The sequence below is a fragment of the Nonomuraea sp. NPDC050202 genome (genome assembly GCF_040656115.1).
Classification (GTDB): Bacteria; Actinomycetota; Actinomycetes; order Streptosporangiales; family Streptosporangiaceae; genus Nonomuraea.
The window spans coordinates 231174-251913 of record NZ_JBFALF010000013.1; the positions used below are offsets into that span (position 1 = coordinate 231174).

Genomic DNA, 20740 nt, shown 5'->3' on the forward strand with positions numbered 1-20740 from the left:
GTGAGAGGTCCCTTCGGAGTCGTGAGTGGAGGTTCTGATCGGCGCCTGAGAAGAAGGTACGGCCGGCGCGTCCGCCCGGGCCATCCGCTGAGCGCGGATCTCATCCACCTGACGCGGAGCCCCTGCGCAACGTCTCCGACGGCGGCTGCCCGTACCGCTCGCGGTACTGGGCGGCGAAGCGTCCCTGGTGCAGGAAGCCCCATCGGGCGGCCACCGCGGTCACCGTGGCCCTGGCGGGATCGGCCGTCCTGAGCTCGTCGTGCACCCGCGCCAGCCGTACCTGCCTGAGGTGGGCCATGGGGGTCAGCCCGAGATGCGCGCGGAAGCCCTCCTGGAGGGAGCGGCTGCTGACCGCGACGGCGCCGGCGATGTCGGTGGTGGTGAGCGGGAGGTGCGCGTGCCCTTCGATGAACTCCATCGCCCGCCGCACGACCTTCGGCAGGGCGGGCGGTCTGGGCGTCGTCAGCCGTTCCCGGTAGTTGGAGGGCTGCATGGTCAGCAGCAGGGTGATCAGGGCGTTCTCCAGGTGCGCGACGGCCAGCGGATGGCCGGCCAGCCCGTCGTCGCGCTCGGCCTCCTTGACGAGCAGGTCGGCCATGTCCCGCCAGGACCGGGTCCAGCCCGTCGTCAGGTCCATGCCGAGGTCGAAGACGACCGGACCGTCGAGCTGCTCGCCGAGCATCTGCTCCAGCGAGCGCTCGATCGAGGTGCGCTCGAACTTGACCAGCAGCTGGGGGCAGCCTGCGGCCCAGCGCATGTCGAGGTGGCGGGTCGGCGAGGGCAGCGAGGCCAGCGACGGGGTGGAGACGATCTCCTCGCGGCCGGCGCGGATCAGGCTGTGGCCGGCGAGCGGGATCATGACCAGGAAGAACGTGTCGAGGTCGCCCGGTTCGATGTGCACGTCGGCCCCGTAGTCGAGGTAACTGACGCGGACCGAGCCGAGCTGGACGGAGTTGAACCGGGCCGACAGCAGGTCCGCGTCCCCGGCCAGGTCCAGCCGGTGCGGGCAGAACACCTTGGCGACCTCGCCGCGGACCTCGTCGAGGTCGGAGCTGGCGAAGACGGCACGATTGCTGAGGAGCACACCAGATGATCCTTGGCCTCGCTCCCGGCCTTCCAGGTAAAAGGACGCACATCCGGAGCGGCCCCCGCGGCCACGCCCCCGGCCGGCAGGTTCATGCCCGCGACCCCCGCACCCGGCAGATCTTCGCCTCGGGCATCGTCACGATCCTCCGCCCGGAACGGTACAACGGCCGGGCGAACTGGTACGTCGTGCGAGACGCGGAGCCGCACGAGGCCGCACGCGTCCTGTGCTCGGAGGCGACGTGGCTCGATCCGGACACCCCGCAGTGATCGACGCTGCGTGAAGTGCACGGACAAGAGTTGAAGGCGGACCTGGACCCGCCCGGCTTCGACCCCCGCACTTCCCGGAAAGTACCCCTCGTCCTGCCGCTTGAGCAAGATCTTGACCGGCTGTCGATCATCATGAGATATTGCCGATCATCATTCTGGTGGTGCCCGGCAAGGCGCCCGGCACGCATGCACCCTCCTCGTAGCTCAACGCCCATGTGGACGCTGTTTCGGCGTGCCCGTTTCCCCTCGCGGAAGGCAACACCATGCACGTGCGTGCACCGAACGGACAAAGTCTCGTCGTCGAAGGGAACTCCCAGCCGTTCATCGGCGGCTGGGCCTATCTCATCTGGGCACACGGCCCCACCGAGGGCATCCGTTTCCAGGTCACACCGGCGGGATCCGCCGAGATCGTCTCCAAGCAGATGGGCGCCTGGTCGCGCTACGCCGTGCGCGAGGCCCAGTGGAACGGCGGCCGGCTGCTGTCGATGGAGGACCCGGAGAGCGGCACCAACATGGTGTGGGTGGGACCGCATCACGAGGTCTCCACCTTCTTCACCGGCACGGGTGTCCCGTTCGAGACCTTCATGGACATCCTCGCCAGGTTCGACATCCAGGACACGCCGGAAGGCCTGACCATGCTGCCGCGGGCGGGATCGGGCATGACGCTCGGCAACCTGCTGGCGGTCAACACCATCGACCAGGTCTGCAACGTCCAGGTCAAGCCGCTCGCGGACGCCTCGGAGTCGGTCCCGCGCTCCAAGGGCAAGCGCGTGCGCGGCGGCTCGATGTGGCGGGTGGACGAGCGGGACGCGGCGGGCGCCGTACAGACCCGCTCGGCCTTCGTGGTCAACGACACCACCGCGACGACCGTCGTCGCCGCCCGCCCGGACGACGTGCGCTTCATCGACGTCGTGGAGTCCATCTCGTGCAGGCTGAGCTAGCTCGATGAGAGCGTTCCTCGACTCGCTGGCGGTTCTGTCCTTCCTGGGGACGGTGCTGCTGCTCTTCGCCTTCGCCGCGCTGCTGAACATGGTTCGTGAGCTGCAGGGCAAGCTGCTCCAGGCGCAGGCGGCCGTTCCGGCGGCGCCCGCCGTCAGATCGGTGGACAGGTTCGGCTCCGACGACGGCCGGCCGACTTTCGTCCTGGTCGTGTCCGAGCACTGCCCCAACTGCCGGGAACGGGCCCACCGCCTCGCCGCCGTGGCCGGGCCGGACCTGCCCGGGCACGCCGTGCTGCTGGCCGCCGCCGAGCGTTGCGCCGAGTGGGTGGCTGACAGCCAGGTCCTGTCCCTCATCGACTCCGCCCTGCTGGGCAAGGTCGCCGTCGGCGCGACTCCGACGCTGGTCAAGTACTCCGCCGACGGGACAGAGGAATGGCGCAGGGTCGTCGGCTCCGACGACGACCTCGACGCCTTTCTCGCCGTCAGCCACTCAGAGAGGTCAAGCGCATGACAGTCGATGTCGACCGTTACTGGGCCGACGTGCCCTCCGTGGACGACGAGCCCGACCCCGGCGGGCGCCGCCGTCCGAACTGGTCGGCGCCCTCCCGCCGCACCGTCTTCAAGACCATGGGCGCGCTGGGCGGCGCCCTGGCCCTGAACGTGCTGTCGGCCCTGCCGGGCAGGAACAACAGCGCCCATGCGGCGGTGGGCACCGAGTACACCAACTGCGCCAACTACGGCAGCCACTCCGGCTACAACAACAACACCAAGGTCTGCGTCGGCGGCACCTACTCCAGGAGCTACTGCGGCTCCGACGGCTGGTTCCTGCGCTCCTCCGGCACCTGCTACAACAGCTACGCCATCAAGGCGTGCGGTGCGGGCGGCCTGGCCGCCAGGAACGCCTGGCGGTGGACGCACAGCGGCAGGAGTTACCGCTGCGCCGACGGAAACGTCGCCACCTGCGGCGGGACCTACTTCTACATCTGCTCCTGGGCCCTGTAGCCCAGGGTGAGCAACGCCTACGCCGCCACCCGGGTCGCGCTCGGCATCGCGCTGAGCACGGCCTTGGTGGCGGCCGCCCACCAGCTCTGGACCCCGTCGTTCACCCCGCTCGCCTGGGCGCTGATGGGAGTGACGGCCGGGTTCTCGCTGTCCGGCTCCGTTTGAAGCCTGAACTCAGCGGACCTGCTGACCTCGTCGGTCTGGCGAGGCAAGTTGCCGGTGTTCAGCACCGGACTCATGCTCGGCGCGCTGCTGGCCGGGCTCATCACTGGAGCGCTCGGCGGGCTGGCCTCGGTCATCCCGGAAACGGCGCGGTTGTGGCTGCTCGCGCCGGTCGTCGCCGTCATCATGCTCTTCGAACTGGCCGGGCGGCCGCTGTCGCTGCCGCAGAACCGCCGGCTCGTGCCGCAGGACGTCATCCCGCGCGCCGACTTCTCCGGGCCGCTGCAGTTCGGCTTCGAGATGGGCACGGGGGTGCGCACCTTCACCCCGACGGCGCTGCCCCAGCTGCTCGTCCTGGTGATCGTGCTGGCCGGAGGGCTGGGGCCGGGCCTGCTGGCCGGGCTGGGCTTCGGCGTGGGCAGGACGCTCATGCCGCTCTCCCGCGCGCTCAGCGGCGACCCGCGCCGGTGGGACACGAAGCTGCTGGCCTCGACGGCATGGGTGGGGCGCCTGTGCGCCACGGGGTTCCTGCTGGCACTCGCGCTCCTGTGGACGTAGATGACGATCTCTGACACGTTGCCTGCCTGCTTCGCCCTGGCGGGCGCCGTGCTGCTGGTCGCCGCGGCGGTCCGCCGCCGCGGCGACCTGACCCGGGTGATCAAGGCGCACGGCCTGCTTCCTCCGTTCCTGATGCGGCTCACGCCGCTGATCGGCCCCGCCGAGGGCCTGGCGGGCGCCGCCGTACTGGCCGGGTGGGTGACCGGGGAGGCCCGGCTGCTGCGGCTCGCCGCCGCGGCCGTGGCGCTGTGGTATCTGGCGCTGACCGTGTACCTGGCCGTACTGCTGCGGCGCAGGGGCGGGGTGCCGTGCGGATGCCTGGACGGGACCAGCCCGGTGTCGGCCGCGAAAGTCGGCCGCGCCGCGCTGCTGGCTCTGGCGACGGCGCCGCTCGTGGCAGGATGGCCGCCGGTACCGGCTGAGCTGAGCGCGCGGCTGCTCGCCTGCGGGCTGGCCGCCTTCACGGCCGGGTTCGTGGTCGTCGCAGGAAAGGTCGCCGATCTGCACGGAACCTCCGCGACCCCCGGGCGGTAATCATGGTGACGAACCCCGGGGAGGACCAGACATGAACCGCACGATCGCCATCGTCATCGCGCTGCTCTGCACGGCCTGCGGCACGGCGGGCACGGCGGGCACGGCGGGCACGGTGACGGCGCAGACGGCCGAGCCCGCCCCGCTCCTCCTGGAACCGGGCCGGCTCGAGGACGGCCGCACGTGGACGGTCGCGGGCACTTCGGCGGGGACGTGGCAGGACCTGGACGCTGACCTGGTGCCCTGCGGGAAACCGGGCATCGTGCCGGCGGAGGCGGTGACCCGCTGGCGATCCTTCAAGGCGACGGACGGGGCCACGGTGACGCAGGTCGTGGTGAGCGGGGTGGACGCCATGGACGCGTTCAAGTCCTTCCACGCGGAATGCGGCGCGGTCGGCAGCGTCGAGTCGGTGGCAGGCCCCAAGAACGTCGCGCGCCACGACGGCGAGGTGGAGGTGGCGGCGATGTCGAAGGACAGGTTCATCCTGCTCGGCGGCACCGTGCCCGACACGCAGCTCCAACGGTTCGCGGAGACCGCGCGCACCCATCTGGACACCGTGCCGTCCTAGAGCGTCACGGATGAGCCCGCCCGGAGCTCACTCTCCGGGGCCGCGCGGCGCCGTGGGGCGGGCGGGGCGGACCGTCGGCAGGCCGGCCTCCACCCAGGCGTCGAACCCGCCCACGACATCGGTGGCGTTGTGCAACCCGAGCTCGCGCAGCGCCGCCGCGGCCAGCGAGGACGAGTACCCCTCGGCGCAGATCACGATCCACTGGATGTGCCGGGAGCTCGCCTCGGGGATGCGGGACTCGCACGTGGGGTCGAGCCGCCACTCCAGGTGGTTGCGTTCGATCACGATGGCTCCGGGGACCTCGCCCGCGGCCCTGCGCTGGTGCTCGGGCCGGGTATCGACGATCTTCGCGCCGCGGCCCGCGGCGGCCCACGCCTCCGCGGGCCGCAGGCGCTGGAACCCCGAGCGAGCCTGCGCCAGCAGCCGGTCCACCTCAGTCGCGCGGGCGGAAGGCTCGCCGGTCGTTGTCGACGCGCTTGGTGATTCCACGGGCATCGAGACACTCCAGGAGAGGCAGGGCGACGCGGCGGCTGGTGGCCAGGGCCGTCCGCGCGTCGCTGACGGTGAAGGGAGAGGGAAGCGCCGCGAGCGTGGCCGCGGCCCTGTCCAGCGCGTCGGGCATGAGCACGACGTTCTTGCCGATCGACAGCACCGCGCCCGCGTGGATCGCGGCCGCCAGCGCCTTGCCCGTGAGGCCGAGCTCGTCCAGGCGTTCGGCGGTGGGGGCGGCGAAGGGGTGCTCAGCGAGTTCGGCGGCCAGCTTCGCGACCGCCCGGGCGATCGCGGGAGGCAGCGCCCTGTCGGCGGGCAGGACGCGCCCGCCCTCGACCACCAGCGGCGGTGCGACGAGTGCCTCGGCGAGCCGCCGATCGGGCAGCCCGAGGAGCTGGGCCGCGGCTTCCACGGTGATCCCCGGATCGTGCGCGGGCCGTCGCGAGACGTGCTCGGCGAGACGGCGTGCCAGTGACGACCAGTGCCCCGGGTCGGCGTACCAGTCGCCGGCCACCGGCGTCCCGGCGGGAGGGCAGCCCATCGCCCTGAGCTCGCCGCCCGTCAGCAGGCCGTGCCAGCGCAGCAGCGCCGCCGCGTCGGGCAGCGGCACCTCGTCGAGCGCGGCCGCCCTGGCCGCCGCGGCGCCCCGGCGCCGCAACGCGGGCGGGCGGACGTCCAGCACGTGGACCCCGGCGACGATCTCCCGCCTGCCGGGGTCGCGGAGCAGGCCCCGGTCCCCGGTCCTGAGCGGCAGCGGACGGCCGAGGGTCAGCCTGGCGGTGCCGGAGCCCAGGCGGCGGATCCTGACGGGAACGGCGGCCGATCCGAGGTGGAGAACCGCCTCCTCGGCCCGATGGCCCATCGCGGGATTCAGCCGCACGTCGATGACCCGGGCCGGCAGCCACGCCTCCGGTGTCACCAGCGCCATGCCGCGGGTCAGGTCGTCACGGTCGACGCCGCGGAGGTTGACGGCGACGCGGGCGGTCGCGGAGACCTGCTCCGCCTTCTCGCCGAGTGTCTGGAGGCCCCGGATCCTGACCCGGGTCCCGCCCGTCTCCAGCTCGTCGCCGACGCGGAGCGTTCCCCTGGTCAGGGTGCCGGTGACGACGGTCCCCGACCCGGTGATGGTGAACACCCGGTCGATCCACAACCGGACGGCGTCCCCGGTGTCCGGCTCGGGAAGCGCGGCGGCGAGCCGGGCCAGGGCGGCCTCCAGCTCGTCGAGCCCCTGCCGGGTCCGCCCGCTGACGACGACGCTGTCGATCCCCGCCAGTCCGGTCTTACGGAGGTGGTCGTGAACCTGCCTCAGGGCAGGCTCGGGATCCGCCAGATCGGCCCGGGTGACGACCGCGAGGCCGTGCCGTACGCCCAGGGCCTCCAGCGCCGCCAGGTGCTCGGCCGACTGGGCCTGCCAGCCCTGGTCGGCGGCCACGACGAGCATCACCGCGGGGCAGGGCCCCACTCCGGCCAGCATGTTGGTGACGAACCGCTCGTGCCCGGGGACGTCGACGAACGCGATCCGCTCACCCGATCCGAGTGTGGTCCAGGCGAACCCGAGATCGATGGTCATGCCGCGGCGGCGTTCCTCGGCCCAGCGGTCGGGCTCCATGCCGGTCAGCGCCCGGACCAGCGTCGACTTGCCGTGGTCCACGTGCCCGGCCGTCGCGATCACGTGCATGCGCGCTCTTCGGCGTAGGTCCGCGGCGCGGAACCGCGTCGATCCACTCGCAAACCATTCCCCGATTCGCTGATCAGCGGAGGCGGACGGGAATCGAACCCGCCGCGCCGAGATGCTCGGCGCCACTGGTTTTGAAGACCAGGAGGGTCACCAGACTCCTGAACGCCTCCGAAGCTGATCATAGACCCGCGAACGACCTCGAACTCCCGTAATTCACCCCAAGAACCAAGCCCGTTCAGGGACGGACGATGACGGTGTGCCCGGTGTGCTCGATCAGCTCGCCGATCACGGGGGCGCCGGGAATCTCCCCGGCGACGAGCAGTCCCCCCGAGGTCTGGGCGTCGGCGAGGAGCACCAGGGTCTCCTCCGGAACGCCTTCGTGGTCGAGGTGCGGAGCCACCCAGGCGAGGTTGCGCTGCGAACCACCGGGGACGAACCCGTCCCGTACGGCCCGCGCCGCCCCGTCCAGCACGGGAACGGCCGAGGCGCGGATCACGGCGGTGACGCCGGAGGCACGGGCGAGCTTGTGGAGGTGGCCCAGCAGGCCGAAGCCGGTGACGTCGGTGGCGCACCGGATCCCGGCGTCCAGGGCCGCGCGGGAGGCGTCGGCGTTGAGCCGGGTCATGGTCTCCACGGCGTGCGGGAACACCTCGCCGGTGTTCTTGTGCCGGTTGTTGAGCACGCCCAGGCCGAGCGGCTTGGTGAGGGACAGCGGCAGGCCGGGGCGGCCGGTGTTGTTGTGGAGCAGCCGGTCGGGGTCGGCGATGCCGGTGACGGCCAGGCCGTACTTGGGCTCGCCGTCGACGACGCTGTGCCCGCCGGCCAGATGGCAGCCGGCCTGCGCGGCAACCTCCGCGCCGCCCCGCAGCACCTCGGCGGCCAGGTCGTAGGGTAAGCGGTCAGGGGGCCAGCACAGGAGGTTGAGCGCGACCACCGGGCGCCCGCCCATGGCGTAGACGTCGGAGAGCGCGTTGGCCGCGGCGATGCGGCCCCAGTCGTAGGGGTCGTCGACCACCGGGGTGAAGAAGTCGGCCGTGCTGATGATCACGGTGCCGTCCTGGACGCGGACCACGGCGGCGTCGTCGCCGGATTCCAGGCCCACCAGGAGCTCTGCTTCGGGCTGCCGCGGGAACGGCATCTCCGAACTGCTCAGCAGCAGTTCCAGATCCGCCGCGGGGATCTTGCAGGCGCAGCCGCCGCCTTGGGCGTACTGTGTGAGCCTCGTCATGATCGTACTCTAGGGGGATGGCAGACCATCGTCGCTCCATCCCGCGGACGGACGCGCTGCTCGCCGACCCCCGGCTGGTCGAGGCGCGGCGGCGGCTGGGCCACGACCGGGTCAAGGCCGCGATCGTCGCGGCGCAGCGGCGCGCCAGAGAGGGAGAGCTCGCGCCTGGAGAGGTCCTGAGCGCCGTGCTGGCGGCGCTGCCCGCCTCCGCCTCCGGCCTGCGGCCGGTGATCAACGCCACCGGCGTGCTGCTGCACACCAACCTGGGCCGAGCTCCGCTGTCGGCCGCCGCCCGCCAGGCGGTGGAGCTGGCGGCCGGGGTCACCGACGTCGAGCTCGACCTCGGCACGGGCGGCCGTGGCAGGCGGGGACGCACCGCGCTGGCCGCGCTGGCCGCCGCCGTTCCCGCGGCCGAGGCGGTTCACGTGGTGAACAACAACGCCGCCGCGCTCGTGCTGGCGGCCACCGCGCTGGCGGCGGGAGCCGAGATCGTGATCAGCCGGGGGGAGCTGATCGAGATCGGCGACGGTTTCCGCCTGCCCGACCTGCTCGTCTCCACAGGGGCGCGGCTGCGGGAGGTCGGCATGACCAACCGCACCGCGCTCGCGGACTACGCCGACGCGATGGGGCCGCAGACGGGCATGGTGCTGAAGGTGCACCCGTCCAACTACCGGATCGAGGGCTTCACGGCCGACGTGCCGGTGGCGCGGCTGTCGGCGCTGTGCCGTGAGCGTGGCATCCCGCTCGTCGGCGACGCCGGGTCCGGGCTGCTGGCTCCCGAGCCGCTGCTGCCCCGCGAGCCCGACGTCACGAGCTGGCTGAACGAGGGCGCGGACCTCGTCACCACCAGCGGCGACAAACTGCTCGGCGGCCCCCAGTGCGGGCTGCTGCTCGGCCGCGCCGACCTCGTGGAGCGGTTGCGCCGCCATCCCCTCGCACGCGCGCTCCGGGTGGACAAGATCACGCTGGCGGCCCTGGAGGCCACGGTCGCCGGCCCGCCCACCCCGACCTGGGAGGGCCTGCACGCCGATCAGGCCACGCTGAGGTCCCGCGCCGGGAGCCTGGCGGCCGTGCTGCGGGACAAGGGGATCGACGCCGAGGCGGTCGACAGCCTGAGCGTGATCGGCGGCGGCGGGGCGCCCGGGGTGTCCCTGCCGAGCGCCGCCGTCGCGCTGGACGGGCGGGCGGCCGCCGCGTTACGCCAGGTGGAGCCGCCCGTCCTCGCCCGCGTGGAGAACGGCCGATGCCTGCTCGACCTGCGCGCGGTGCCGGCCGAGCACGACGACACGCTGCTGGCCGGGGTCCTCGCCGCGCTGGAAGGGGAGTGACGCGCAGGCCATCGCGACGGTCCCGGCGGTGCGCGGGCCGGTCAGTTGGTGCGGGTGAAGTGCAGCAACCAGGGGCCCTCGTGCTCGATGTCGGCCACCTGACGGACCTGCCTGCCGTTCAGGTCCAGGACGCCGGCGTGGCCCTCCCGGTAGACGAGCAGGTGGTCCTCGTTCCACCAGCCCCATAACACGCTCTTGCCCGGCAGCGCCACGCGAGCCTGCCGCGCGCCGGTGCCGGCGTCCAGGACGCACGCCGCCGTGGCCTTGCCGGGGCACACGGTGATGAGCCGCCGGCCGGAAGGGCTGAACCACTGGTCGCTGCTGTCGTTGGCGATCACGTCACGGTAGCTGCGCAGCACGGTGCCGCCGAGGTCGTACGCACGCACGCCGGTCTTGCCGGAACGCCGGATGACGCCGGAGCCGTCCGGCAGCCAGAGGTAGGCCGCCGTGCCGGTGCCGGGCGCCGCCACGCGGACCAGGCGGCTGCTGCGCGCCGCGAGGTCCACGACGACGAACCCGACGGCCTCCTCGGCCCCGTCCTCGTCGAGCACGGCGGTGAGCAGCAGCCGCCGCCCGTCCGGGGACCATTGCGGCGTCCTCACCACGAGGGGCAGGTCCACGGTCGGGATGGTGTGCCGGGCGCCGGTCCCGCGGTGGGTGATCTCCACGTCGTTGTGGTTCTCGGACGCGAATTTCGGGACGTTGTAGACGGAGGCGATCGTGGTGCCGTCGGGCGACACGATGGGGTCGCGGTACTCGGTCAGCCGGCGGAAGGTGCCGGTCCCGGGCTCCCGGACGTACGCCGGCCTGTTGACCTTCCCCTTCTCCTCCACGTGGAAGGAGGTCAGGCGGTACGGGTCGGACGGATGTTCATGGAAGACGGCGTTCAATCCCGGAACGGACACGGCGGCGGCCGGGGCGGCCGGGGCGCCGCTGAGCCGGGGCGGCGCGGGCGTGGTGGCCGCGGGCCGCGGGCCCGCGCCGGGTCCGGCCGGCGCGTACACCTGGACGACCGTGATGGTCACGATCAGCGCGACGGCCAGCGCGCCGGCGCCTGCGGCCGCCCGCCGCCAGGCACGTGCTCCGAACAGCGCGGACGGCCGCGTCGGGGAACGCTCAGGCGGATGCGTCGCCGCCCGCTGAGGCGCCGAGTCCGCTCCGGCCTTGGCGGCGCCCTCGGCGAGCAGCCGGTCGGAGGGGAGCGGCCCGGCGTCCGCCCCTGACAGGAGCGGACTGGCGTCCGCCCCGGACAGGAGCGGCCCGGGGGCCCGGCCGGGCAGCCGATCGGAAGGGGGCGGCCCGCCGGGCCGGCCGAGCAGCCGCAGCAGCACCTCGCTGGCGCGCGGCCGCCGGGCCGGGTCCTTGTCCAGGCACTCGGTGACGAGGCCGCGCAGGTCGCCGTCCAGCGTGCCCAGGTCGGGGTCCTCGCTGAGGATGCGGCGCACGACGGCGGCGACGGCGTCCGCGCCGAACGGCGGGTGGCCGTTGGCGGCGAAGGCCATGGTGGCGCCCCAGGAGAACAGGTCGGCCGAGGGCCCGGCGGCACCGTCGTCGAACTGCTCGGGCGCCATGTACGCCGGCGTGCCGACCGGCCCGCCGCCCGTGGCCTCGCCGCCCACGGCGCGGGCGATGCCGAAGTCGATGACGCGGGGGCCGTCCGCGCCGAGCAGGACGTTGCCCGGCTTGAAGTCGCGGTGCACCACCCCCGCGCGGTGGATCGCGGCCAGGGCGGTGATCGTGCCGATGGCGAGCCGGCGCAGCTCACGCCCGCGCAGCGGCCCCCGCTCGCGCACCGCCTGCTGGAGCGAGGGCCCCTCGATGTACTCGCTGACGATGTACGGGCGCCCGCCCGCCGTCCCGGTGGCCAGCACCTGGGCCGTGCAGAAGGACGCGACCCGGGGCAGCACCTCGGCCTCGCGCCGGAAGCGGGCCGCGTCCACCTCGTCGGGCAGGCCGTGCAGCGTCTTGACCGCGACGAGGTCACCCGCCCCGGTCTCGGCCAGGTACACCACTCCCTGCCCGCCTTCGCCGAGCCTGCCGACGATCCGGTGCCCGCCGATGGACTCGGGGTCGCCGTCGCGCGGCGGCATGATGGAGGGCGGCATCGCGCGTCGCCTCCCGGCGAACGTCAGGTTGACGATGTGCCTGTCGTGGCTCCTCATCTCGGCGAGCAGGCGGACCTCCTTGCCGGCGAAGTCGTGCACGGTGATGCGGAAGGTGTCCTTGCCCGCCCAGGTCGCCCGGATGAGGTGCCGGTCGTCGTACCAGCCGACGGCGTACGCGGTCCGGCCCGCCGGCAGTGTCGCCCGCCGGTCGCCGGTGGCCGTGTCCCAGATGCACGTCGTGTACGACCCGCAGCCGGTCGTCGTGAACAGTTTCCCGGAGGGGGAGAACCACTCCTCCCCGATCGGCCGGCCCACCCAGTGCATGGTGCGCGTCTCCCTGCCGGTCAGGTCGTGGAAACGCGCGCCGAGGGTCCCTTCGGGAGTCGTGTAGCCCGACATGACCCCCGTCCCGTCCGGGAGCCAGTGGTAGACGGGGGCGGACGCGTCGGCGTCCGACGCGTCCAGCGCGTCCGTGGTGGGGACGAACGTGGAGGTCCTGGCGGTGACGTCGAGGATCACGTAGCCGGCGGTGAGGCGCCGCTGCTTGCCGTCCTCGCCGACCAGGTCGTTGAAGATGGTCAGGAGGGCGCGGCGGCTGTCGCGTGACCAGTCGAGGAACTGCCCGACCTGCGGCGCGTCCGCGGTGGGCAGGGAGAACCGCTCGCCGGTGGCACGCTCGATGATCGTCACCTCCTGCCGCTCGGTCACCGCGACCGACAGCTCGTTGACCACCGCGAGCCATCGCCCGTCGGGCGAGACCACGGCGTCGGTGTTGTCACCGGCCACGCGCTGGAAGGTGTCGGTGCCGGGCGTGCGCGCGTAGCCGGCGGTCTGGCCGCCCTCCACGCCCGTACGGTAGGAGGCCAGCCGCACCGGGTCGCCGGGGTGCTCGTACAGGGTGCCGCCGCTGGGCAGGGCGATGCGTTTCGTGGGCTGCGGCGGCGACGCCGGCGGGCTCGCGGCGGGGGTCGCCCTCGCCTGCGCGGCCGGTGTCGCGTCCTGCGCGGCCGGTGCCGCGGGGGGCGTGGACGCGGCGGGCTCGCGATCCCCGGTCAGGACGTAGGTGACGCCGCCGGACAGCAGCGCCACGGCCACGGCCACCGCCGTCAGGATCAGGACGCGGGAGCGCCGGCGCGCGGGCGTCGGCGGCGGGGGCCCGGCCGCCGGAGGCGGGTCGGTGGGGATGGCGGTGTCCAGGGCGCCGGAGTAGCCGAGCAGGCGTAACAGCGCGTCCTCGGCGGCGGGCCGGTCGCCCGGCTCGGCGGACAGGCAGTCGGCGGCCAGCGTGCGCAGCTCGCCGTCCAGGGGCCCCAGGTCGGCCGCGCCGTGCAGCAGCCGGTGCACCGTGTCGGTCACCGTGCCCCCGCCGAACGGCGACCGCCCCGTCGCGGCGTAGACCATGGTGGCGGCCCAGGCGAACAGGTCGGAAGCGGGAGCCGGGGGCAGGCCGTCGACCTGCTCAGGGGTGCTCCAGACGAGGGCGCCTGCCTCGACGGTCTCCTCATCGGGGGCGGGCGCCTCGGGAACGGGGTGGCGCAGCCTCGCACCCTGCGGCCCGAGCAGCACCGTCTCCGGACTGACCGCCCCGTGCACGACGCCGGCGCGGTGCAGGGCCGTCAGGCCGGTCATGGTGGTGATGGCCAGGCGGTGAAGGGCGGCGCCGCCGACCGGGCCGCGCCCCTGGACCTCCTGCTCCAGGGTGGGCCAGTCGGCTTCCTGGCCCACGACGTACCCGAGGCCGGCCGGCTCCTCAGCCATCGCGGTCACCTCTCGGCCAGCGTGAAGGAGAAGTCGTCGAAGTCCTTGCCGGGCAGGGTCAGCACGATCCGGCGCTCCCGGCTGCGCAGGTCCATGGCGACCAGTCTGTCGGGTTCCTGGCTGGGGTTGTAGATCAGCAGGTGGTTCTCGTCGTACCAGCCCCAGAACTCGGCGCCGTCGAAGAAGATCGCGACACTGGCGCGGCGCACGCCCTCGGCGGTGTCCCAGACGCACACCGTGCCGCCGCTGGGGCAGTGGGTGAGGAACAGCTTCCCGGAGGGTGAGAACATCCGGACGCCCCCGGTGTACCCGACCCAGTTCATCGTGCGCGTCTCGCGCCCGGCCAGGTCGAAGATCCGCATGCCGTAGTCGTCGCCGGACCTGTGGGAGAGGGTGACGCCGGTGCCGTCCGGCAGCCAGGCGTAGGAGCCGCGCCCCTGGCGGGTCTCGGCGTCGGTGTCCACGGGGGTGACGGACTTGGCGGCGACGTCGACGATGGCGAACCCGCCGGGCACCGGGGTGCCGTCCTCGTCCTTGCCGGTGCCCTTGGTGGTGGTCAGGAGCAGGCGCTTGCCGTCGCGGGACCAGGTGGGCCGCCGTGCCGGGCCGACCTCGACCTCGAAGCGGCCGCCGCCCGTCCGGCTCACGAAGGTCAGCTTGCCGTCGGTGAACAGGGCCAGCCAGGCGCCGTCAGGGGAGGCGGCGACCTCCTGCGCCCGCTTCTCCTGGCTCCTGGTGAATCGGGTGGTGCCGGGGGCGCGTACGTACAGGTCGTCGCCCGTCTGGTAGGCGGCGACCCGGAGCCTGTCGGCGGGGTGCTCGTGCAGGGCCAGTCCCAGGCCGGGAACCGTGATCCGCGCGGTGGGCGTGGGCGGCGGTGACGGCGGGGCCTGGGCGGCCAGCGTGCTGATGGCGGTCGCGGAGGCGGACGGGGTGGGCGTCGCGACGGCGGCCGGGGTGCCCTGCCCGGACTGGAGGGTGTAGACCGCGCCGGCGGAGGCGAGCGCGATGAGCAGCCCGCCCGACACGGCGAGCGCCACGAACCGCCCGGTACGCCTCGGCGCGGCGGCGGGCTCCTCCGGGCCGGCGGGCGGCGGCACGACGGCCGTGAGGTCGCCCGTGCGGGCGGTGAGCAGAGAGTGGCCGACCAGCTTGAGCAGCGCGTCCCCCGCCGTGGGCCGGGCCCGCGGGTCCTTGGCCAGGCAGTCGGCGATGACGCCGCGCAGGTGGTCGTCGAAGGCGGACAGGTCGGGCTCGTGGCGCAGCACGCGGTTCATGGTCGCCGAGGTGGAGCCGCCGTCGAAGGGGGACTCGCCGGTCGCCGCGAACACCATCGTGGCCGCCCAGGCGAACACGTCCGCCGGGGCGCCGGCGGGTTCACCGCCCTCCTCCCGCCGCGGAGCGTCGCCGCCGAAGTGCTCCGGGGCGGTGTAGGCCAGGCCGCCGACGCGCTGGGTCGCGGTCGCGCTGGTCGCCTCCAGGGCGGGCGCGACGCCGACGTTGATCAGGCGGGGCCCGTCGGGGCCGAGCAGCACGTCGCCGGGGCCGAACGAGCCGTGCACCGCGCCCGCCTGGTGCACGGCCACCAGGGCGGCCATCGTGGCGATGGCCAGGCGGTGCAGCGCGGCGCCCTGTAGCGGCCCTCCGTTGGCCACGGCCGCTTCCAGCGGCTCGCCGTCGACGTACTCGGTGACGAGGTAGGGCAGCCCGTCGTCGGTCTCGCCGGAGTCGAGGACCTGAGCGGTGTAGTACGCGTCCTGGGCGCGCACCGCACGCATGGCCTGCAGGAAGCGCGCGGCGTCGGACGCGTAGACCTTGATCACGACCGGGTCGCCCGAGTCGTCGCGTGCCAGGTAGACACCGCTGCCGGCCAGCAACCCCTCGACGGTGTAGCCCCCGAGCCGCCGCGGATCATCCGTGGATAACGGTGAGATGTCGGGCATCGGCGAGACCTCCACTCGGCACCACGATAGATCACCCGGCCCCTCCTCGGGTCCCTTCCCGGAGTCAAACTCCCGATAACACTTATGTGTTAGCGGCTATTGACTCGTAACGCCGATAACGCGACACTGCTATCACAGCTAGCGCCAGCCTTACGAGGAAAGGGGCGAGATGATCCATCACGGCAGCCGGTTCACCTTCAGGCTGGACGCGACCCCGGAGCAGCGGGCGGAGGCTCTCGAAAGCCTGCGCGAGCAGGGCAGGGCCATCCCATCGGTCAGATCCTTCTTCGTCGGCCGCGACCACGGCGGCGACTACGAGTGGGGCGCCGTCTTCGTGATCGAAGACCTGGACGGCTACCGCGAGTTCCTGACGCATCCCGCGCGCCGCCACGCCGACCGGACCGCGTCGCCCCTGCTCGCGGACATCGTCTCGTACGACCTGACCGACGACCCGGATCCGGAGACGGGCGCGCGCATCGCCGAATGGCGGCGACACCCTCCCTTGCCGGACGGACCCGTGCGCACCCGCCGTACGGTGCTCAAGGCCATGGCGGTGACCGCGGCCGGAACGGCCGCGGCCGGAACGGGCATCACCGCCGCCCCCGCGCCCGCCGCTGCACGGACGGCCGCCGCTCAGGCGTACGCCGTCGCCCCCGGGGCGTCGGTGGAGGTCGCCATGACGGTCAACGGGCAACTGCGCAAGGTCGTCCTGGAGCCGAGGGTGACGCTGCTGGACGCGTTGCGCGAGCGGCTCGGCCTGACCGGCACCAAGAAGGGCTGCGACCGGGGTGAGTGCGGGGCGTGCACGGTGCTGGCCGACGGCGAGCGGGTCAAGTCGTGCCTGACGCTGGCGGTGATGCGGCAGGGGGCCGAGATCACCACGGTGGAGGGGCTGGCGCGGGGCGAGGAGCTGCACCCGGTGCAGGAGGCGTTCATCCGGCACGACGCGTTCCAGTGCGGGGCGTGCACTCCCGGCCAGATCATGTCCGCCGTGGCCTGCATCGACGAGGGGCATGCGGGCTCCGAGGCGGAGATCCGCGAGTGGATGAGCGGGAACCTGTGCCGGTGCGCGGCGTACCAGAACATCGTCGCCGCCGTCGCCGACGCCGCGAAGGAGGTGCGGCGGTGAGAGCCTTCGGTTACACGGTCGCCGGCAGCCCGGCGGACGCGGTGCGGATCGCCGCGAGCACCCCCGGGTCGGCCTTCGTGGCGGGCGGCACCGATCTGCTGAACCTGATGCGGGACGGCGCGCAGGCCCACGACCACCTCATCGACGTCAACCACCTCGACCTCGGCGAGGTCGCCGTCGGCTCCAGGCGGCTGCGCGTCGGCGCGGCGGCCCGGATGCGGCAGGTCGCCGAGCACCCCGGGGTGCGGCGGGAGTTCCCCGTGTTGTCGGAGGCGCTGCTGGCCTCCGCCTCCCCGCAGGTCCGCAACATGGCCTCGATCGGCGGGAACCTGTTGCAGCGCACCAGATGCGGGTACTTCCGCGACCCGGCCTCGCCGTGCAACAAACGATCCCCGGGCAGCGGTTGCCCGGCGGTCAGCGGGCACAACCGGGGACACGCGATCCTCGGCGGCAGCGACCACTGCCTCGCCACGCACCCCTCGGACCTGGCGGTGGCGCTGACGGCCCTGGACGCGACCGTGCACCTGCTCGGCCCGGGCGGCGAGCGCGCCGTCCCCGTCGCCGACTTCTACCTCCTGCCCGGGGCCACCCCGGACCGGGAGACCGCGATGCGCCCGGGCGAGCTGATCACCTGGGTGGACGTGCCGCGCACCGCCCTCGCCGGGCAGTCGCGCTACCTGAAGCTGCGCGACAGGGCCACGTTCGAGTTCGCGGTGGTGTCGGTGGCGGCAGCGCTGCGGACGAGGGGCCGCGTGGTGCAGGACGTGCGGCTGGCGTTCGGCGGCGTGGGCACCCGCCCGTGGCGTGACGCCGGGGTCGAGGCCGCGCTGCGGGGCCGGCCGCTGACCGCGCAGGCGATCGCCGGGGCGGGCCGGCTCCTGGTCCGAGGCGCCGAGCCGCGCGAGGGGAACAGGTTCAAGGTCGAGCTCGTCCAGCGGGCGCTGGTGAGCATCCTCAGCGATCTGGGAGGGCTTCGATGAGCGCGCTGGTGGGGCAGGGCGTGGCGCGGGTGGACGGCCGGGCGAAGGTCACCGGCGCGGCCCGCTACGCGGCGGACCACGAGGTGGCCGGCGCGCTGCACGGTTTCCTGGTGATGAGCACGATCGCCCGCGGCGAGGTCGTGGAGATCGACGCCAGGGCGGCGCTGGCGCATCCCGGTGTCGTCGCGGTCTACACCCACGCCGACATGGCGAGGCTGGGGCTGAGGCTGCCGGGATTCCCGTACAACAGGCCGTTCATCCCCATGCAGGACACGCGGGTGCACCACAACGGGCAGCCGGTGGCCTACGTCGTGGCCCAGACCCTGGAGCAGGCGCAGGAGGCCGCCGGTCTGGTGAAGGTCAGCTACCGGGCGGAGGAGCCCGTCGCGCGGCTGGCGGACGCGCTCGACGAGGCGTTCCTGCCGAAGAAGTTTCGCGAAAAGGACAACGAGTTCGCCCGCGGCGACGCCGCCGCCGCGCTCGAACAGGCCGAGGTGCGCATCGACCAGACCTACGGCAGCCCGATGCAGCACCACAACCCGATCGAGCCGCACACCACCACCGCCGTCTGGGCGGGCGATGAGCTGACCCTGTACGAGAGCACCCAGGGCGTGATGTTCACCCGCAACGTCGTGGCGACGGCGTTCGGCAGGGCGCCGGAGCAGGTCAGGGTCATCTCGCCCTACCTGGGCGGCGGTTTCGGCGCCAAGGGCCCCACCTATCCGCACACGCTGCTCACCGCGGCGGCGGCCCGCCTGGCCGGCCGGCCGGTGAAACTGGTGCTGTCCCGCGCGCAGATGTACACCTCCAACGGCCACCGCGCCGAGTACCGCCATCACCTCCGGCTCGGCGCCACCCGCCAGGGCGTGCTGACCGCGATCGCCGACACCTCGACGGCGCAGGTGACCCGCCTGGACGAGGCCGTCTACAACGGCAGCGACTCCACGGTCCACCTGTACGCCTGCCCGAACGTCCACGTGCGGCAACTGGGCGTGCGGCTGGACCTGCCGACGTCGAGCTACATGCGCTCACCGGAGACGACCGCGCACTTCGGCCTGGAGACCGCCATGGACGAGCTGAGCCACGAGCTCGGCATCGACCCGGTGGAGCTGCGCATCCGCAACCACAACCCGATCGACCCGCGGACCGACGGCCCCTACACGAGCAAGCACCTGCTGGAGTGCTACCGGGTGGCGGCCGAGGCGTTCGGCTGGGCCCGGCGCAGCCCCAGGCCGGGGACGACCAGGGACGGCGACGAGTACGTGGGCTGGGGCATGGCCACCGAGACCCACACCTACGGCTGGATCCGGTCCGAAGCCGGCCTGACCATCGGGCCGGACGGGCGGGCGACCCTGCGGGCCGCCACCCAGGAGATCGGCACCGGTACGTACACCGTGCTCAGCCAGGTCGTCGCCGACGGGCTCGGCATGCCGCTCGGCCACGTCACGACGCTGCTCGGCGACACCACCTACCCCACCGCGTCGCTGTCGGCTGGGTCGTCCACGATGCCCAGCGTGGTCGGCCCGGTGTCCGAGGCGGCGCGGAGCGCGCGCAAGGCCGTGATCGCGCTCGCCGTCGCCGACCCGCGCTCCCCGCTGCACGGCGTGCCCGCCGAGGAGGTCGTGGCCGAGGCCGGCCGCCTGTTCGCCCGCGGCGACGGCGGGCGCGTGGACAGCTACCGCGACGTCATGGCCCGCCACGGCCGCTCCGTCGAGGTCATCGGGCGCCAGGACAACGCGCCCGGGTACTCGTTCGGCGCGGTGTTCGTGGAGGTCAGGATCCAGCCGAGGCTGGGCAGGGTGCGCGTGACCCGGGTCGTGACCGCGCACGACCCGGGACGGGTGCTCAACCGCCGGACCGCGCGCGGGCAGGTCATCGGCGGCGTGACCTGGGGGATCGGCTTCGCGCTGATGGAGCACACGATGGTGGACCCGAACACGGCGCGGGTCGTCAACCCGAACCTGTCCACCTACCTGGTCCCGGTCTGCGCGGACACGCCATCGGTGGAGGCGTTGTTCGTGGACCGGCCGGACCCGGGCAGCCCCGCGCTCGGCGCCCGCGGCTTCGGCGAGACCCCCGGGACGGGCGTGCCCGCGGCCATCGGCAACGCGATCCACCACGCCATCGGCCGCCGCCTGCGCGACGTCCCCTTCACGCGGGACAAGCTGCTCTGACGCGAGGCGCGCGTCCGTGCGCCGCGGGCTGCTCCGGCCCGAGGTGCGCGTCCGTGCGCGGCCTCAGCGGGCCGGGACGTGGTTCGCGGCGCGGTCCAGGAGCTCGTCGAGGAGGGCCCGCTCGCCCGGTGTGTAGAGGCCCGGCGCCTCGTCGAGCACGGCCTTCAGGCCCACGGCCCGCTGGGCCACGCCAGGCGCCCCGGCCACGTCCGGCGCCCCGGTCACGTCCGGGGCGTCGGGCGGGGCCGCCGGGGTGATCGCCGAGAGGATGGCCTCGCGCAGCCGGTCGGGCAGGGCGGCGTCGCGCTCCTCGGGCGGGGTGCCGATGAGGTTGAGCGTGAGGCCGACGCCCGCGGCGTGCACCATGACGACGGCCGCCTCGACGCCGACGCGGAGCCGGCCCGCGATGGCGATGCGTTCGACCAGCATGCGAAGCCGCTCCAGCGCCTGCTCGGTGACGAGCCTGCGGGAGCCGGGAGTGGGCCGGCCGTACATGAGCAGGTAGTGCGCCGGGTTCTCCAGGCCGAAGCCGACATGCGTGTCCCAGCCGCGGCGCAGGTCCTCCACGGGGTCGTCGGAGAGCACCTGGCTGTGCTTCCGCGCGAGGTAGCGCGCGAACCCGTCGGCCGCCACCGCTTCGAGCAGCCCGTCCATGTCGGTGAACAGGCGGTAGAGCGTGGGGGCCTGAACACCGGCCGCCGCGCCGACGGTGCGTGTCGTCACTCCTTCGCGGCCTTTGTCGTGGAGCAGCCTGGTCGCGGCGTCGATGATGCGCCGGCGGACCTCTTCCCGATCACCCATGAATCAACG

19 protein-coding genes and 1 tRNA gene are annotated in these 20740 nt (G+C 73.5%); 12 read left to right on the top strand and 8 right to left on the bottom strand.

The window, feature by feature from the left end:
• Positions 1–100 precede the first annotated feature (100 nt).
• Positions 101–1084 carry an AraC family transcriptional regulator gene (locus tag AB0I79_RS31130; protein ID WP_357880344.1) on the bottom strand — a complete coding sequence of 328 codons (984 nt, stop codon included), beginning with the start codon at positions 1082–1084 and terminating at the stop codon, positions 101–103.
• Between the two features lie 5 nt (positions 1085–1089).
• Here AB0I79_RS31130 and AB0I79_RS31135 point away from each other — a divergent pair, with 5 nt between their 5' ends.
• From AB0I79_RS31135 to AB0I79_RS31170, 8 genes are all read left to right on the top strand, one after another.
• On the top strand, positions 1090–1353 hold the full coding sequence (locus AB0I79_RS31135) for a hypothetical protein (RefSeq protein ID WP_357880347.1): 264 nt from the start codon (positions 1090–1092) through the stop codon (positions 1351–1353).
• A 269-nt stretch (positions 1354–1622) separates the two neighbouring features.
• Positions 1623–2294, top strand: coding sequence for a hypothetical protein (locus AB0I79_RS31140; protein ID WP_357880350.1), 672 nt, complete (start codon positions 1623–1625; stop codon positions 2292–2294).
• A 4-nt stretch (positions 2295–2298) separates the two neighbouring features.
• The gene (locus AB0I79_RS31145; RefSeq protein WP_357880352.1) at positions 2299–2805 is read left to right on the top strand and encodes a hypothetical protein; all 507 of its coding nucleotides are present in this window, start codon (positions 2299–2301) and stop codon (positions 2803–2805) included.
• Entirely contained in the window at positions 2802–3296 is a 495-nt protein-coding gene (locus tag AB0I79_RS31150; protein ID WP_357880355.1) for a hypothetical protein, read from the top strand. The genes AB0I79_RS31145 and AB0I79_RS31150 overlap by 4 nt, the downstream gene beginning before the upstream one ends.
• 6 nt (positions 3297–3302) lie before the next feature.
• The gene (locus AB0I79_RS31155; protein WP_357880358.1) at positions 3303–3461 is read left to right on the top strand and encodes a hypothetical protein; all 159 of its coding nucleotides are present in this window, start codon (positions 3303–3305) and stop codon (positions 3459–3461) included.
• 54 nt (positions 3462–3515) lie between these two features.
• Positions 3516–4016, top strand: a complete 501-nt coding sequence (locus AB0I79_RS31160) for a hypothetical protein (protein WP_357880361.1) — start codon at positions 3516–3518, stop codon at positions 4014–4016.
• Positions 4017–4550, top strand: a complete 534-nt coding sequence (locus AB0I79_RS31165; RefSeq protein WP_357880364.1) for a MauE/DoxX family redox-associated membrane protein — start codon at positions 4017–4019, stop codon at positions 4548–4550.
• Between the two features lie 31 nt (positions 4551–4581).
• The gene (locus tag AB0I79_RS31170; protein ID WP_357880367.1) at positions 4582–5115 is read left to right on the top strand and encodes a hypothetical protein; all 534 of its coding nucleotides are present in this window, start codon (positions 4582–4584) and stop codon (positions 5113–5115) included.
• 27 nt (positions 5116–5142) lie between these two features.
• On the opposite strand, the gene AB0I79_RS31175 is transcribed toward AB0I79_RS31170, so the two are convergent.
• The 4 genes from AB0I79_RS31175 to selD form a co-directional block, all read right to left on the bottom strand.
• Positions 5143–5547, bottom strand: a complete 405-nt coding sequence (locus tag AB0I79_RS31175) for a rhodanese-like domain-containing protein (RefSeq protein ID WP_357880370.1) — start codon at positions 5545–5547, stop codon at positions 5143–5145.
• Position 5548: 1 nt separating this feature from the next.
• A complete protein-coding gene (selB, locus tag AB0I79_RS31180) occupies positions 5549–7285 on the bottom strand; it encodes a selenocysteine-specific translation elongation factor (protein WP_357880373.1) in 1737 nt (578 codons plus the stop codon).
• A 76-nt stretch (positions 7286–7361) separates the two neighbouring features.
• A tRNA-Sec gene (locus AB0I79_RS31185) sits at positions 7362–7455 on the bottom strand.
• 65 nt (positions 7456–7520) lie between these two features.
• The gene (gene selD, locus AB0I79_RS31190) at positions 7521–8513 is read right to left on the bottom strand and encodes a selenide, water dikinase SelD (RefSeq protein WP_357880376.1); all 993 of its coding nucleotides are present in this window, start codon (positions 8511–8513) and stop codon (positions 7521–7523) included.
• Positions 8514–8530: 17 nt separating this feature from the next.
• Between selD and selA the strand changes: the two genes are divergently transcribed.
• Positions 8531–9841, top strand: a complete 1311-nt coding sequence (gene selA, locus AB0I79_RS31195) for an L-seryl-tRNA(Sec) selenium transferase (protein ID WP_357880379.1) — start codon at positions 8531–8533, stop codon at positions 9839–9841.
• A gap of 41 nt (positions 9842–9882) precedes the next feature.
• Here the strand turns inward: selA and AB0I79_RS31200 are convergent, their stop codons facing one another.
• Together AB0I79_RS31200 and AB0I79_RS31205 are read right to left on the bottom strand one after the other, a co-directional pair.
• On the bottom strand, positions 9883–13704 hold the full coding sequence (locus AB0I79_RS31200; RefSeq protein WP_357880382.1) for a protein kinase: 3822 nt from the start codon (positions 13702–13704) through the stop codon (positions 9883–9885).
• A gap of 5 nt (positions 13705–13709) precedes the next feature.
• Complete coding sequence (locus tag AB0I79_RS31205; protein ID WP_357880385.1) at positions 13710–15647, bottom strand: serine/threonine-protein kinase; 1938 nt, start codon at positions 15645–15647, stop codon at positions 13710–13712.
• 169 nt (positions 15648–15816) lie between these two features.
• Between AB0I79_RS31205 and AB0I79_RS31210 the strand changes: the two genes are divergently transcribed.
• The 3 genes from AB0I79_RS31210 to AB0I79_RS31220 are packed head-to-tail and all read left to right on the top strand — an operon-like array spanning position 15817 to position 19930.
• Positions 15817–16776 (top strand): 2Fe-2S iron-sulfur cluster-binding protein, encoded by a 960-nt coding sequence (locus tag AB0I79_RS31210; protein WP_357880388.1) that lies wholly within the window; start codon positions 15817–15819, stop codon positions 16774–16776.
• A complete protein-coding gene (locus tag AB0I79_RS31215) occupies positions 16773–17756 on the top strand; it encodes a xanthine dehydrogenase family protein subunit M (RefSeq protein ID WP_357880391.1) in 984 nt (327 codons plus the stop codon). The genes AB0I79_RS31210 and AB0I79_RS31215 overlap by 4 nt, the downstream gene beginning before the upstream one ends.
• Entirely contained in the window at positions 17753–19930 is a 2178-nt protein-coding gene (locus AB0I79_RS31220; protein ID WP_357880394.1) for a xanthine dehydrogenase family protein molybdopterin-binding subunit, read from the top strand. The genes AB0I79_RS31215 and AB0I79_RS31220 overlap by 4 nt, the downstream gene beginning before the upstream one ends.
• A gap of 63 nt (positions 19931–19993) precedes the next feature.
• Here the strand turns inward: AB0I79_RS31220 and AB0I79_RS31225 are convergent, their stop codons facing one another.
• Entirely contained in the window at positions 19994–20731 is a 738-nt protein-coding gene (locus AB0I79_RS31225) for a TetR/AcrR family transcriptional regulator (RefSeq protein WP_357880397.1), read from the bottom strand.
• Between the last annotated feature and the right edge of the window lie 9 nt (positions 20732–20740).

Bases quoted from the DNA above. Each gene is read 5' to 3' on its own strand.
- AB0I79_RS31135 (WP_357880347.1), top strand. From the start codon at position 1,090: ATGATCCTTGGCCTCGCTCCCGGCCTTCCAGGTAAAAGGACGCACATC.
- AB0I79_RS31145 (WP_357880352.1), top strand. From the start codon at position 2,299: ATGAGAGCGTTCCTCGACTCGCTGGCGGTTCTGTCCTTCCTGGGGACG.
- AB0I79_RS31150 (WP_357880355.1), top strand. From the start codon at position 2,802: ATGACAGTCGATGTCGACCGTTACTGGGCCGACGTGCCCTCCGTGGAC.
- AB0I79_RS31165 (WP_357880364.1), top strand. From the start codon at position 4,017: ATGACGATCTCTGACACGTTGCCTGCCTGCTTCGCCCTGGCGGGCGCC.
- AB0I79_RS31170 (WP_357880367.1), top strand. From the start codon at position 4,582: ATGAACCGCACGATCGCCATCGTCATCGCGCTGCTCTGCACGGCCTGC.
- selB (WP_357880373.1), bottom strand. From the start codon at position 7,285: ATGCACGTGATCGCGACGGCCGGGCACGTGGACCACGGCAAGTCGACG.
- selD (WP_357880376.1), bottom strand. From the start codon at position 8,513: ATGACGAGGCTCACACAGTACGCCCAAGGCGGCGGCTGCGCCTGCAAG.
- selA (WP_357880379.1), top strand. From the start codon at position 8,531: ATGGCAGACCATCGTCGCTCCATCCCGCGGACGGACGCGCTGCTCGCC.
- AB0I79_RS31200 (WP_357880382.1), bottom strand. From the start codon at position 13,704: ATGGCTGAGGAGCCGGCCGGCCTCGGGTACGTCGTGGGCCAGGAAGCC.
- AB0I79_RS31205 (WP_357880385.1), bottom strand. From the start codon at position 15,647: ATGCCCGACATCTCACCGTTATCCACGGATGATCCGCGGCGGCTCGGG.
- AB0I79_RS31210 (WP_357880388.1), top strand. From the start codon at position 15,817: ATGATCCATCACGGCAGCCGGTTCACCTTCAGGCTGGACGCGACCCCG.
- AB0I79_RS31220 (WP_357880394.1), top strand. From the start codon at position 17,753: ATGAGCGCGCTGGTGGGGCAGGGCGTGGCGCGGGTGGACGGCCGGGCG.
- AB0I79_RS31225 (WP_357880397.1), bottom strand. From the start codon at position 20,731: ATGGGTGATCGGGAAGAGGTCCGCCGGCGCATCATCGACGCCGCGACC.